Origin of the sequence: Hypericibacter terrae, from assembly GCF_008728855.1 — a bacterium.
Lineage (GTDB): Bacteria > Pseudomonadota > Alphaproteobacteria > Dongiales > Dongiaceae > Hypericibacter > Hypericibacter terrae.
The window spans coordinates 3,346,172-3,358,276 of record NZ_CP042906.1; the positions used below are offsets into that span (position 1 = coordinate 3,346,172).

13 protein-coding genes are annotated in these 12,105 nt (G+C 65.7%); 5 read left to right on the forward strand and 8 right to left on the reverse strand.

What is annotated here, in order from left to right; translation table 11 throughout:
- Window positions 1-108: 108 nt before the first annotated feature.
- Window positions 109-2,127, forward strand: a complete 2,019-nt coding sequence (locus tag FRZ44_RS15275; protein WP_225308282.1) for a 4Fe-4S binding protein — start codon at window positions 109-111, stop codon at window positions 2,125-2,127.
- Window positions 2,128-2,199: 72 nt separating this feature from the next.
- Window positions 2,200-2,322 carry a hypothetical protein gene (locus tag FRZ44_RS27500; RefSeq protein ID WP_263641891.1) on the forward strand — a complete coding sequence of 41 codons (123 nt, stop codon included), beginning with the start codon at window positions 2,200-2,202 and terminating at the stop codon, window positions 2,320-2,322.
- A 47-nt stretch (window positions 2,323-2,369) separates the two neighbouring features.
- On the opposite strand, the gene FRZ44_RS15280 is transcribed toward FRZ44_RS27500, so the two are convergent.
- The 5 genes from FRZ44_RS15280 to FRZ44_RS15300 form a co-directional block, all read right to left on the reverse strand.
- The gene (locus FRZ44_RS15280) at window positions 2,370-2,888 is read right to left on the reverse strand and encodes a GNAT family N-acetyltransferase (protein WP_151177992.1); all 519 of its coding nucleotides are present in this window, start codon (window positions 2,886-2,888) and stop codon (window positions 2,370-2,372) included.
- Window positions 2,889-2,901: 13 nt separating this feature from the next.
- Entirely contained in the window at window positions 2,902-3,996 is a 1,095-nt protein-coding gene (locus FRZ44_RS15285) for an ABC transporter ATP-binding protein (protein ID WP_151177993.1), read from the reverse strand.
- Entirely contained in the window at window positions 3,989-4,771 is a 783-nt protein-coding gene (locus FRZ44_RS15290; RefSeq protein WP_151177994.1) for an ABC transporter permease, read from the reverse strand. The genes FRZ44_RS15285 and FRZ44_RS15290 overlap by 8 nt, the downstream gene beginning before the upstream one ends.
- A 3-nt stretch (window positions 4,772-4,774) precedes the next feature.
- Window positions 4,775-5,641, reverse strand: coding sequence for an ABC transporter permease (locus tag FRZ44_RS15295; RefSeq protein WP_151177995.1), 867 nt, complete (start codon window positions 5,639-5,641; stop codon window positions 4,775-4,777).
- 181 nt (window positions 5,642-5,822) lie between these two features.
- A complete protein-coding gene (locus FRZ44_RS15300) occupies window positions 5,823-6,908 on the reverse strand; it encodes a polyamine ABC transporter substrate-binding protein (protein ID WP_151177996.1) in 1,086 nt (361 codons plus the stop codon).
- A gap of 147 nt (window positions 6,909-7,055) precedes the next feature.
- Between FRZ44_RS15300 and FRZ44_RS15305 the strand changes: the two genes are divergently transcribed.
- Together FRZ44_RS15305 and FRZ44_RS15310 are read left to right on the forward strand one after the other, a co-directional pair.
- The gene (locus FRZ44_RS15305) at window positions 7,056-7,679 is read left to right on the forward strand and encodes a TetR/AcrR family transcriptional regulator (RefSeq protein ID WP_151177997.1); all 624 of its coding nucleotides are present in this window, start codon (window positions 7,056-7,058) and stop codon (window positions 7,677-7,679) included.
- 98 nt (window positions 7,680-7,777) lie between these two features.
- A complete protein-coding gene (locus tag FRZ44_RS15310) occupies window positions 7,778-8,128 on the forward strand; it encodes a DUF4870 family protein (RefSeq protein WP_151177998.1) in 351 nt (116 codons plus the stop codon).
- Window positions 8,129-8,138: 10 nt separating this feature from the next.
- Here the strand turns inward: FRZ44_RS15310 and FRZ44_RS15315 are convergent, their stop codons facing one another.
- The gene (locus tag FRZ44_RS15315; protein WP_151177999.1) at window positions 8,139-8,765 is read right to left on the reverse strand and encodes an NAD(P)H-dependent oxidoreductase; all 627 of its coding nucleotides are present in this window, start codon (window positions 8,763-8,765) and stop codon (window positions 8,139-8,141) included.
- A 20-nt stretch (window positions 8,766-8,785) separates the two neighbouring features.
- On the reverse strand, window positions 8,786-9,961 hold the full coding sequence (locus FRZ44_RS15320; RefSeq protein WP_151178000.1) for a pyridoxal phosphate-dependent aminotransferase: 1,176 nt from the start codon (window positions 9,959-9,961) through the stop codon (window positions 8,786-8,788).
- A gap of 154 nt (window positions 9,962-10,115) precedes the next feature.
- Here FRZ44_RS15320 and speB point away from each other — a divergent pair, with 154 nt between their 5' ends.
- Window positions 10,116-11,069 carry an agmatinase gene (speB, locus tag FRZ44_RS15325; RefSeq protein ID WP_151178001.1) on the forward strand — a complete coding sequence of 318 codons (954 nt, stop codon included), beginning with the start codon at window positions 10,116-10,118 and terminating at the stop codon, window positions 11,067-11,069.
- A 274-nt stretch (window positions 11,070-11,343) separates the two neighbouring features.
- Here the strand turns inward: speB and FRZ44_RS15330 are convergent, their stop codons facing one another.
- Window positions 11,344-11,946 carry a DUF1989 domain-containing protein gene (locus tag FRZ44_RS15330; RefSeq protein WP_151178002.1) on the reverse strand — a complete coding sequence of 201 codons (603 nt, stop codon included), beginning with the start codon at window positions 11,944-11,946 and terminating at the stop codon, window positions 11,344-11,346.
- Window positions 11,947-12,105: the final 159 nt, after the last annotated feature.

Consider the following 12,105-nt stretch of genomic DNA (forward strand, 5'->3'; position numbering starts at 1 on the left):
CTGACCTCCGAGGCCCGATTGCGCAGAGCGCTTGTTGTTTTGTGGACTTGGAACAATATAGTTCGGGAATGGCGCGCGGCCAGGACCGCTTAGACCGAGGTTGCCGAAATGGCCGAACAGCGCACAATTCTGCTGTGTTCCTGCGAAGACACGATGCCGACCGACGCCAAGGCGATGCGGCGCGCCTGCCCGGATGCAGGCGTGGTCGTGGGACGGCAGTTTTGCCGGGCGGAGCTGGAGCGTGTTCGAACCGCCTTGGCTTCGGACTCCCCGGTGACGATTGGCTGCACGCAGGAGGCACCCCTGTTTCGCGAGGTCGCCGGCGAAAATGGCAGCGACATTGCCTTTGTGAACCTTCGCGAAACCGCCGGCTGGTCGGCCGATGCCACCCGTGCGGGACCCAAAATGGCAGCACTTGTCGCTGCGGCTGCGGAACCGATGCCAGATACCTCCTTCGTGGAGCTCGTCAGCGAGGGGGTCGTGCTGATCTATGGATGCGATGACCGTGCCGTCGAAGCCGCCCAGCGCCTCGAGGATCATCTCGACGTCACGGTCATGATTGTCGGAAGCGCCGACATTACGGCGCCGCGGCAGACCGTGTTTCCCGTCGTCAAAGGGCGCATCCGGTCCGCAACGGGATATCTGGGCGCATTCAAAATCGTCGTGGACGGCTATGCCACGGCATCACCGTCGTCGCGCACTGCCCTCACTTTCGGGGCCGGGCGCGATGGAGCCGTCTCTCATTGCGACATCCTGCTCGATTTATCGGGAGGGGGCCCCCTCTTTGCCGCGGCTGACCTCCGCGACGGCTATCTGCGCGCCGATCCGGCCGATCCCGCCGGTGTGCTCGCCGCGGTATTGCGGGCTCGCGATCTCGTGGGTCGTTTCGACAAGCCCCGCTACATCAACTTTTCCCAAGAGCTCTGCGCGCATTCCCGCTCCGGCATCGTCGGCTGCCACCGCTGCCTCGACCTTTGTCCGACCGGCGCCATCAAGCCCGCGGGCGATCATGTGACGATCGATGACAAGATCTGCGCCGGTTGCGGTCAATGCGCGACCGCCTGCCCGACCGGCGCGGCGAGCTATGCCCTTCCCCCTGTCGACGCCCTCCTGCGCAAGATACGAACGCTGCTCACAACCTATCGTGACGCCGGCGGCCTGGATCCTGTCCTGCTCCTGCATGATGAACCACATGGCGCATCATTGATCGACGCTCTTGCCCGTCACGGCGACGGATTGCCAGCCTATGTGTTGCCGCTGTCGGTCAACGAGTCGACGCAAGTCGGGCTGGAGGCGACCGTCGCGGCGTTCGCCTATGGCGCCAGCGCGGTCCGCTTTCTTCTACGCCAGAAGCCGCGCCACGATCCTCTTGGCCTGACGCAGACGATCGAGCTCGCCGATGCCGTCCTGCAGGGCCTGGGCCTCGGCGACACCAGGGTCGCAACGATCGAGACGGACGATCCGTTTGTGCTGGGTGACCAGCTCCGCGCAATCGTGCCCGCTCCCGCGGTACCGCGCCCCGCGAGTTTCCTGCCCTTGGGGTCCAAGCGGAGCGTCCTTCGGCTTTCCCTCGGCGAACTGCACCGGGCCGCCGCCTCCCCGGTCGACGTCGTCGCCTTGCCGGCGGGGGCGCCGTTCGGTGCCGTTGAGATCGACGCCGAGGGCTGCACGCTCTGCCTGTCTTGCGTCTCGGCCTGCCCGACCGGGGCGCTGTCAGACGATCCGGACGCACCGAAGCTTCGCTTTACCGAAGACGCTTGCGTGCAATGCGGCCTGTGCAAAGCGACCTGTCCCGAGAAGGTCATCAGCCTCGTGCCACGGATGAACTTCCGTACGACCGCCGGGACGGCGCGTGTGTTGAAGGAGGAAGAACCCTTTCATTGCATCCGCTGCAACAAACCGTTCGGCGTCAAAAGCACGATCGAACGGGTGGCGGCAAAACTCGAGGGCAAGCACTGGATGTATCCGGGCTCGGCGAAGCGCCTCGACGTCATCAAGATGTGCGCGGATTGCCGGGTCATCGCCGCAACCGAAGACGATCTCGATCCTTATGGTGCACCGGCGCGCCCGAGGCCGCGCACCACGGACGACTATCTGCGAGAGCGGCAGAAGCGGAATGATGGCTAAGAGCCTCGCCGCAAATTCTCCGGCTGCGTCGCGTTATGGCTCGGACGGATTGAGCCCAAATCGGAGGCTGAAATGCGTAGCTTCATTGCCGCCTGCGTTGCCGCCATCGTTCTTGCCGCCATCGGCGGAACGGTTCTAAATCATTTCCAGACCCCGGTGGCGGTGGCCTTCTCAACCGTTGGCGTGCGGCTGTGACAGACTGAGGATCGGCGGCGCCAGGATCGCGCGGCTTCGACGACCCATCACCGAACCGGCGTCGCGATTGCGTAGAGGGAGCAGCGCATTCCCTCATGCTCGATGCGGCGCTCGAACCGGAGGCCCGCTTTCTCGGCCGTGCGGATCGAGGCTTGGTTCTCCGGATCGATCAGCGCAATCAGCCGCGACAGGCCTAACTCCTTGAAGCCGTAATGCAGCAGGGCCTGGGTGATCTCGCCACCCAGCCCCTGACGCCAATGGTCCTTGGCGAGCAGATAGGCGACCTCGACCTCATCTCGTCCGTCGATGCCCCAGGGGATCAGGCCGCAACGGCCGATGAAGCGGCCGGTCTCCTTGTCCAGGGTCGCCCAGAGTCCCAGCCGCGGATGATCGGGATCGCCGCCTCCGACGAACCAGTCGAGTTCCTCCCGGGTCTGCTCGCGGGTCAGGGTGCCGTCGGGAAAATAGCGGCGGATCTCCGGATCGCGATAGAGCGCGAACAGGTCGTCGAGGTCGTCCGGCCTCAGCGTCCTCAGGATGAGGCGTCTCGTCTCGAGAATCTTCATCGAGAGGCCAGGGTCAGCGTGTCAGCACCGTCATGTCCTGGGGGCGGGCAAGGATGTCGAGAGCCTCTCCCGCGGCCGGCGCCAGATCGGGCGGCAACCGCAGCAAGAGATCGAGCGCCCCCTTGCCGCCGGCCTTGGCATGGGCGCGCCAGTGTGTTCCCTGGAACACCAGCTCGGTCAGGATGGCCGCTCCCAGCGGCACCGCATCCTCGGGCGCCGTCGCCGCCGGAAAGATCTGCTCGGGGCGAAGAGCGACGTGGAGTGCAGCGCCGGGCTGCAGGGCCGACGCGTCCTCGCCGCCCACCAGCAGGAAGCGGCCGAGCGCGGTCTCCACCGTGAGTTCGTCGCCCGATCGGGCCACGAGCTTGGCAGGGAGGATATTGTTCTCGCCCATGAAGGTCGCGGTGAAGAGGCTGGCCGGGCGGCGATAGATGCGCGAGGGCGTGCCGCGATCCTCGACCCGGCCCTTGTTCATCACCACGATCTTGTCGGCGACGCTCATCGCCTCCTCCTGGTCGTGGGTCACATGGACGAAGCTGGTGCCGAGCCGCTTCTGGATATGGACGAGCTCCTCCTGCATCTGCCGGCGCAGCGCCAGGTCGAGGGCGCCCAGCGGCTCGTCCAGCAGCAGGACCGCCGGCTTGACCGCGATGGCGCGGGCCAGCGCCACGCGCTGGCGCTGGCCGCCCGAGAGCTGATGCACGCGCCGCGACCCGAAGCCTTCGAGCCCGACCAGCTTCAGCACCTCGTCGGCGCGGATGTCGCGCGCAACCCTGCTCACCTTCCGCATGGCGAGCCCGAAGCCGACATTGGCGCGCACGCTCATATGCGGGAACAGGGCGTAATCCTGGAACACCGTCGCGGTCGGGCGTTTCGCCGGCGGCAGCGCCGTCACGTCGGCGCCCTCGATCAGCACCCGGCCCTCGCTGGGCTCGGTGAAGCCGCCCAGCATCGAGAGCACCGTGGTCTTGCCGCTGCCCGAGGGACCCAGCAGCACCACGAACTCGCCCTTGGCGATGGACAGGTCGAAGCGCTCGACCGCGACCTGCGTGTCGTAGCTCTTGCAGAGTCCTTCGAGCCGGACCAGCGGTTCTTTGGTCTCAGCCATGACGCCGGCTCCGCGCCTGGATCAGCTCGATCAGGATCACGAACAGGATCGAGATCGCGAAGACGACGGTACCGGCGGCATTCAAGGCCGGGTTGAGGCCCGAGCGCAGCATGCTCCAGATCATCACCGGCATGGTGACTTCGAACTTGGAGAGCAGGAAGGCGATCACGAACTCGTCCCAGGAGAGCGTCGCGGCGATGAGGAAGCCTGCGAGCAAGGCCGGCCAGAGCATCGGCACGGTGATGAGCAGCAGCGCCTTGAGGTCGCTGGCACCCAGATCATGCGCGGCGCGCTCGATATTGGCCTGATGTTCGCCCAGCTGCGAATAGACGATGGCGAAGCAGAGCGGGAGGTTGATCACGACATGGCCGATCCCGACCGCCAGCAGCGAGCGCGAGATGCCGAGCCAGTTGAAGACGATCAGGAGGCCCATCGCGATGATGAGATAGGAGACGGCGATGGGCGCCATCAACAGAAGCTGGAGCCCGAGATTGAGCCGCCGCTTGCGCCGCGCCATGCCATAGGCGGCGAGGAAGCCCAGCGTCGTCGCCACCGCCGACGAAGCGATCGCCACCAGGGTCGAGTTGCCCATGGCATGGATCAGCCGGTCGTTGGCGAGGAAGGCCTCGTACCAGCGCAAGGAGACGCCCTTGAAAGGCGGCACCGGCAGGAGCCCGTCCTGGAACGAGTATTGCACCAGCATCACGACAGGCAGAAAGATGAAGCCCAGCGCCAGCAGCAGATAGACGATCGCGAAGATTCGGCGCGCGCTCATGGCTCAGACCCGCTCCATGCGCAGATGGCGCGCGAAGAGGAGGAAGGCAGCGCTCACCACCAGCATCAGCACCATGCTCATGGCCGAGGCCATCTCGAAATTCGCCTGGCGGCTGATCTGCAGCATGATCGCCTGCGGCAGCAGCAGCTCGCGGCTGCCGCCCAGGATCTGCGGCGTGATGTAGTCGCCGATCGCGAGCACGAAGGTGAGGAAGGCGCCGACGGCGACACCGGGCAGGCTCAAGGGCAGCGTGATGCGCAGGAAGACCTGCAAGGGCGAGGCGCCCAGATCGGCCGCGGCCTTCCGGTAGCTCTCCTTGATCTGCACCAGGTTGGCATAGATCGTGAGGGTGAGCAGCATCGTGAAGAAATGGACAAAGCCCAGCACCGTCGCGCCGCGCGTGTTGCCGAGCCCGATCGGCTGGTCGAACAGACCCAGCGCCATCATCACCTGATTGATCACGCCCTTCTCCGACAGCACCAGCAGCCAGCTGTAGGAGCGGATTACATAGGAGGTCCAGAAGGGCAGCACGATGACCACGAGCAGCAGCCGCTGCCAGCGCGCCGGCACGCCATAGGCGAGGATGTAGGCCAGCGGATAGGCGACCGCGAGGCTGACCAGCGTGACGATCGCCGTCACCTCGACCGAGTTCAGGAGCGCCGCGACATAGACGCCGCCGCCTTGCGTGAAGAAGGCGGCGTAATTGTCGAGCGTGAAGACCGCCAGCATCCGGTTGTCGACCCGCGCCGAGAAACTCACGGCCAGCATGATCAGCAGCGGCAGCAGGAAGAACAGCCCGGTCCAGAGCGCCGCCGGCCAGGTGGCCCAACGGGTGAGGTCGAGGCGGCAGTGCGGCGTGAGCACGGTCATGGTGGGAACCGCGCGAGCGCAGACTCGGCCGAGAGCGAGTTTGCCCCCTCCCTAACCCTCCCCCTCGCGGGGGAGAGGACAGTGAGAGGAGCCGCCGCGGAATTATTGTCCCCTCCCCCTTCTACCAGGGGGAGGGCTAGGGAGGGGGCTGCTCCGACCACCGACGACCGTTCCGAACCCACTACGCGTTCAAGAACTCCGTCCACACCTCGAGCATCGCCTTGTCCATCTCCGGGTTGGGCGACATGTAGTGGTAGGACTTCGAGAGGAAGGTCGGCTGCTCGTCCCAGCGCAGGATCTTCTTCTGCTCGTCGGAGAGGGCCGCCTTGTTGTTGGCGGGCATGGCCCAATAGCAGGCCGAGGTCGCGAGCCGGGCCTGGCCGGCGGGGCTCATGATGTATTTCACGAACTTGCTGGCGGCTTCCTTGCGCTTGCTCTTCTCGAAGATGGCGAGCGACTGCATCCAGCGGATGCCGCCCTCGTCCGGCAACACCCAGTCGAGCGCCGGGTTCTCGCCATGGAGGCCCGCGGTCGCGAACTCGCCGCCGCCGGCGATGATGTCGGCCGAGCCGCTGACCAGCGCGTTCTGCACCGTCACGACGTCGCCGATGAGCGCCGCCAGCGGCTTCATCTCCAGGAGCTTCGCCTTGATCGCCGGCAGCTGGTCTTGCGTCAGCTGCGGCGGGATGATGCCGATCCCGATCGCCACCATCTGCATCAGCGGCACATAGTAGTCATAGATCGCGATTCGGCCCTTGTATTTCTCGTTCCACAGCACCGAGGCCTTGCGCATGTCGGCCGGATCGACCTTCGAGGAGTTGTAGGCGACCGTGTTGTAGCCGAACTTCTCGGGGATCCCGTAGAGCTTGCCGTTGAGGAAATGGAGGCTCTCGGTGGTCAGCTGCGGGAAGATGTCGTCCCAGGGATAATCGGACTTGGTGAGCGCCGCCAGATGGCCCATCGCCGCCACCTTGGTGATGTCGACTGTGTCCAGCACCAGCACGTCCCAGTCGCCGGGCTGCGACTGCTCGAGGATCGCCAGCGCCTCGCCGGTCGCGGCGAACTCCTTGGTATTGACCTTGATGCCGTAGGTGTCCTCGAACGGCTTCAGCAGGGCCGGGTCCGAATGATCGCACCAGACCAACGCGTTGATTTCCTCCGCGGCCCTGGCGCGCCCGATGATCGAGAACGTGCCGACCGCGGCGGCACCGGCGGCGCCCGTCTTCAGCAGACGGCGGCGTGAAATGCGGAGATGCGAACGGATCATGACGAGAGCCTCCTCTGGGGTGACGGGATTCGAGTCCCGATCTTCGCCTTCCGCAAGCCGTCCGGAAGGGCTTGCCGAAAAAATGAACCGTCTCTAAATTTGCGTCAAGCTCCAACGAACTCATTCTGACGGAGATTGTCGCTCCCGATGGCCGGCCTGCGCGAACGACAGAAAGCGGGACGACGGCGTTCGATCCTGGCGGCGGCCGAGAACCTGTTCCGGCGCGACGGGTTCGACGCGACGCCCGTCGACGCCATCGCCGAGCAGGCCGAGGTCGCGGCCGGGACCGTCTATAATCATTTCGAATCCAAGGGCGACCTGCTGCTGGCGCTGGTGGCGCGCGACGGCGAGGAGGTCCGCGCGGCCGGCCGGGACATCATCGCGGATCCGCCCAAGGACCCGGTCGCCGCCGTCCGCAGGCTGCTCGAGCATTACGTCGATCACTCGCTGGTGCATCTGAGCAAAAGCATGTGGCGCAACGCCATGGCGACCGCCCTCACCCAGGCCGACTCCCCCTTCGGCCAAGGCTATGCCCAGCTCGACCGCAAGCTGGCCGACCAGGTGGGCGAGCTCCTGCTGGCAATGCAGGGGCGCGGCCAGATCGCCGCCGGCGTCGATTGCCGGGCGGCCGGCGACCTCCTGTTCGCGTCCTGCAACAGCCTCTTCATGGGATTCGTGGCGCGGGAAGAACGCACCCTGGCAGACCTCAAGCGCGAGATGGCGCGCCAGGTGAAGATCGTCTTCACCGGTCTCATTGCGCCGCGTCCCTGACCGGGGCAGCCGGTCCTAGGATTTCGGACTTACGCCCTTCCCGCCGATTGTCCTAGATTGCTGACGTATCTTCAAACACCGGTGAGGGGGACCGTGCCGTGAGCAGCAATTCAATCGACACAACAAAGGTGGGCGCTACCGCCAATCTGATTTACATCCTCTATCTCGTCAGCCTGATCGTCGGCGTGACAGCGCTGGTCGGCGTGATCATGGCCTATATGAACAAGGGCGAGGCGCCGGAATGGGTGCAGACCCATTACCGCCTCCAGATCCGCACCTTCTGGATCGGCATCCTGTTCTCGATCGTCGGCGTGCTGACGACGATCATCCTGATCGGCTGGCTGATCCTGCTGCTGGTGGTGGTCTGGTGGATCGTGCGTTGCGTCAAGGGCATGCAGTATGTCGGCAAGCAGCAGCCCTATCCCAATCCCGCGACCTGGATGTTCTGACGTCCGGTTTCTAGGCCTCGCGCACCGCACCCGGCTTGAGAGTCGCCGGGTGCGGCCAGCGCCCGAATTCCCGGCCGCAGCGCCGCGCCTCCGCCAGGTGCGTCGCGAGCAGCGCCGCGTCGTCATTGACGTCGTAGAGGATCCGGGTCGAGACATTGCGCAGCCCGCAATAACCCAGGATCCCGACATCGATCTGGGTCGCCATGGCGTCGTCATAGCGATATTTGCGATAGGTGCCTTCGCGCGAGCCGGCCGATGCCAGCAACAGCACCGGGCGATCGGCCAGCTGCCCGCGCGATCGCGCCGGCGAGAAATCATAGGCCCAGCCCTGCGACATCACGCGATCGATCCAGCCCTTCAGAATGGCTGGGAAGGACCACCACCAGACCGGAAAGACGAAGGCGATGCCTTCCGCCCGGTCGGCCCGCGCCTGCTCCTCACGGATCGCCTCGGGCATGGCGCCGCCTTTGAATTGCACGAAATCCTCGGGCTGAAAGCGGGGCTCGAAGCCCTCGCGATAGAGATCGGCCGTCTCGGTGCCGTGCCCGGCTTCGGCAGCGCCCTCGAGAAACGCGTCGAGCAAGGCGCCGGTGAAGGATTCCCGAACCGGATGGGCAAAGACCGCCAGGATATGCATCGCGACGTCCCCTGCCCCGGCTACGGCGCCAGTCTGGCGGCGTAGCGCTCGATCCGATCGCAGGCGCGCGCCAGTTCCTCGTCGGCATTGCCGAGCGAGATCCGCACATGCCCGGCGGCGCTGGGGCCGAAGGCGTCGCCCGGCAGCACGGACACGCCTTCGGCATCGAGCAGCCCGCTCGCGAAATCATGGGCCGAGAGGCCCGTGCCGCGCACATCCACCATGGCGAACATGCCGCCCTCCGGCCGATGACAGCGCAGGCCCTTCACATTGCCGAGCCGCCCGCAGACGAGATCGCGCCGACGCCGATAGCCCTGCTTCATCGCCGACACCTCGGGCGGTTCCACCGCGAAGGCCTGGCGGGCCGCGTCCTGAATGAAAGGCGGCGAACCATAGAGCATGCAGAGCGCCAGATTGCCGATATGCTCGGCCAGCTCGACCGGCGTGATGCTCCAGCCCAGGCGCCAGCCCGTCATCGCATGTGACTTGGAGAGGCTGTTGATCGTCACGGTGCGTTCGGCCATGCCGGGCAGACCCGCCGGGCTCACATGCTCGCCTTCGAAGATAAGGCCGGCATAAACCTCGTCCGACAGCAGCCAGAGGTCGTGGCGCACGCAGATCTCGGCGATGCGCTCCCAGTTGGCGCGGGTGATGACGGCGCCGGTCGGGTTATGCGGCGAGTTGATCAGGACCGCCCGGGTCTTCGCGGTGACGGCACGCTCGATGGTCTCGGGCTCGATCTGGAAACCGCGCTCGGGCCGGAGCGGCACAAACACCATGCGGGCACCGCTGGCGCCGACCACCGCCTCATAGGTGACATAGGCGGGCTCGGGCACGATGATCTCGTCGCCCTGGTCGAGCACGCAAACCGCGGCGGCATAGAGCGCGCATTGCGCGCCGGCCACCACCACCACCTGCTTCGGGTCGGTCGGCTGGCCGCTTCGCGCCTCATGGGCCTCGGCGATCGCGGCACGCAGGCGATGGTCGCCGACCACCTCGCCATAGTGCGTGCGGCCCTGGCGCAGGCTCTCGATCGCCGCATCGACAATGGCCGGGGGCGTGTCGAAATCGGGGTCGCCGACGCTGAGCAGGATGACGTCCTTGCCCTGGCGCTTGAGCTGGGACGCCCGGAAATGGATCTCCCACGCCGCGGCGCCTTCGCCCCCGATGCGCTCGACGAAAGAGGAGAAACGCATGGCTTGTCGGGATCTCCAAAAGCGCGGGGTTGACCGCATGGACCGGTTGGGGCTCGATAGCAGACAGCACGCCGGAGAGCAATCGCCCGCTTGGATGAGGACCGCCGGTCCGCGGTATCCGGCGGCATTCCACCTTTCAGACAGATCTCGAGAGATGACCAAGACACATTATCAGCCGCTCGGCGGCAACCAGATGCCTCGCTTCGGCGGTCCCGCCACCATGATGCGGCTGCCGAGCCTGCCCTCGGCCAAGGGCCTCGACGCCTGCTTCGTCGGCGTGCCGCTCGACACCGGCACCTCGAACCGTTCGGGCGCCCGCTTCGGCCCGCGTCAGATCCGCGCCGAAAGCTGCCTGATCCGCCCCTACAACATGGCGACCCGCGCGGCGCCCTTCGACAGCCTGTCGGTGGCCGATATCGGCGATGTCGCCATCAACACCTTCAATCTGCAGAAGAGCATGGGGATCATCGAAGCGGCTTATGACGAGATCCTGGGCCACGACTGCATCCCGCTGACGCTGGGCGGCGACCACACCATCGCGCTGCCGATCCTGCGCGCGATCAAGAAGAAATACGGGCCCGTCGGCATGGTGCATGTCGATGCCCATGCCGACATCAACGACAACATGTTCGGCGAGCCGATCGCGCATGGCACGCCCTTCCGCCGCGCGGTCGAGGAAGGACTCTTGGACGGCAAGAGAGTCGTGCAGATCGGATTGCGGGGCACCGGCTACGCGGCCGAGGATTTCGACTGGCCGCGCGCGCAAGGGTTCCGCGTCGTCCAGGCGGAAGAGTGCTGGTACAAATCGCTGGCGCCGCTGATGGAAGAGGTGCGAAAGCAGGTGGCCGGCGGGCCGGTCTATCTCACCTTCGATATCGACGGGCTCGACCCCGCCTTCGCCGGCGGCACCGGCACGCCCGAGATCGGCGGCCTCACCATCACGCAAGGCATGGAAGTGATCCGCGGCTGCCGCGGCCTCGACATCGTCGGCTGCGACCTGGTCGAGGTGGCACCGCCCTATGACCCGACCGGCAACACGGCGCTCACCGGCGCCAATCTGCTGTTCGAGATGCTGTGCGTGCTGCCGGGCGTGACCTATCGGAACTAGTAGGAACTAGCGAGTATCGGCGCGCGACCTCGCTCGGCTTCTTTCTGCTCACAAGAGAGAAACGAGAACCCGATCCGAAAGACAATCCCCTCCCCCCTTGTGGGGAGGGTTAGGGAGGGGGTATCGCGGTCTCGATTGAGGAACGGAATCTCCGAATGCATTTCGGAGACTGAGTCAGTCACCCCCTCCCTGCCCTCCCCCATCAAGGGGGTGGGGATGTTTCCTCGATCTCCTCAACAGACTCCTTCACCGGCATGTCTGAAGAAGTCGATCATCACCTCACCTCGACCAGCAGCTCCGTCACGCCGCCGCCGGCATTGATGGTCCAGCCAGGAACCTTGAGGTCGAAGGGGCAAGACGACACCACCACGATCAGATTCATCAGCGCCTCTAGCTCGACATGGCTGCCGGGTGCCACGGGGTTGGGCGGCGAGACCAGCTTGCCGTCGGCCTCAACATGGGTGTTGGTGAAGAAATTGACCGGCTGCGGCGTAACCGCGACCTGATGGCCGAGCCCGGCCATCGCCTCGGCCAGATTGGCCGCGCAACTGCGATGGGGTGCGGCATGGCCGAACTGCGTGTAGCGGGCCTGGTCGCAGGCCGCGATCAGCATGTCATGGCAACCGCCCGCCTTGTCTTCCAGCAGCGTCAGCATGGGGCGGCGAAACCGGCTCAGGAACCAATCGCCGGGTTTCGGCTTGATCGAGCGCGTCGTAACCCAGGTGTGCATCGGCGACAGCCATTCGTCGAGGTCGTCGGCATTGTAAGCGAAAAAATCGGCGGCCTGATGTCCGGCCGGCGTGGTGACGCGAACCCGCTTGCCCCGTGCCACAGGAATGGCACGACCTTCGGCGGGCGGAACCGTAATGCGATCCATGGACAGCTCCCTGTTGACATCGGCTCGCAAGTCGATCCGGACAGTGTGGACCGACCCGGGTTTCCGTGTCTGTTCTCCCGGGACGATACAACCATGCCGCGGCCCGCGCCTCAAAGGCCCCTGGCGGAACCGGGACAGGGCCGGAAACCGCGGCGGTTG

Coding starts and splice junctions, on each gene's coding strand:
- FRZ44_RS15290 (WP_151177994.1), bottom strand. CDS start 4,771: ATGAGCGCGCGCCGAATCTTCGCGATCGTCTATCTGCTGCTGGCGCTG.
- FRZ44_RS15320 (WP_151178000.1), bottom strand. CDS start 9,961: ATGCGTTTCTCCTCTTTCGTCGAGCGCATCGGGGGCGAAGGCGCCGCG.
- FRZ44_RS15285 (WP_151177993.1), bottom strand. CDS start 3,996: ATGGCTGAGACCAAAGAACCGCTGGTCCGGCTCGAAGGACTCTGCAAG.
- FRZ44_RS15300 (WP_151177996.1), bottom strand. CDS start 6,908: ATGATCCGTTCGCATCTCCGCATTTCACGCCGCCGTCTGCTGAAGACG.
- speB (WP_151178001.1), top strand. CDS start 10,116: ATGACCAAGACACATTATCAGCCGCTCGGCGGCAACCAGATGCCTCGC.
- FRZ44_RS27500 (WP_263641891.1), top strand. CDS start 2,200: ATGCGTAGCTTCATTGCCGCCTGCGTTGCCGCCATCGTTCTTGCCGCC.
- FRZ44_RS15315 (WP_151177999.1), bottom strand. CDS start 8,765: ATGCATATCCTGGCGGTCTTTGCCCATCCGGTTCGGGAATCCTTCACC.
- FRZ44_RS15280 (WP_151177992.1), bottom strand. CDS start 2,888: ATGAAGATTCTCGAGACGAGACGCCTCATCCTGAGGACGCTGAGGCCG.
- FRZ44_RS15295 (WP_151177995.1), bottom strand. CDS start 5,641: ATGACCGTGCTCACGCCGCACTGCCGCCTCGACCTCACCCGTTGGGCC.
- FRZ44_RS15330 (WP_151178002.1), bottom strand. CDS start 11,946: ATGGATCGCATTACGGTTCCGCCCGCCGAAGGTCGTGCCATTCCTGTG.
- FRZ44_RS15305 (WP_151177997.1), top strand. CDS start 7,056: ATGGCCGGCCTGCGCGAACGACAGAAAGCGGGACGACGGCGTTCGATC.
- FRZ44_RS15275 (WP_225308282.1), top strand. CDS start 109: ATGGCCGAACAGCGCACAATTCTGCTGTGTTCCTGCGAAGACACGATG.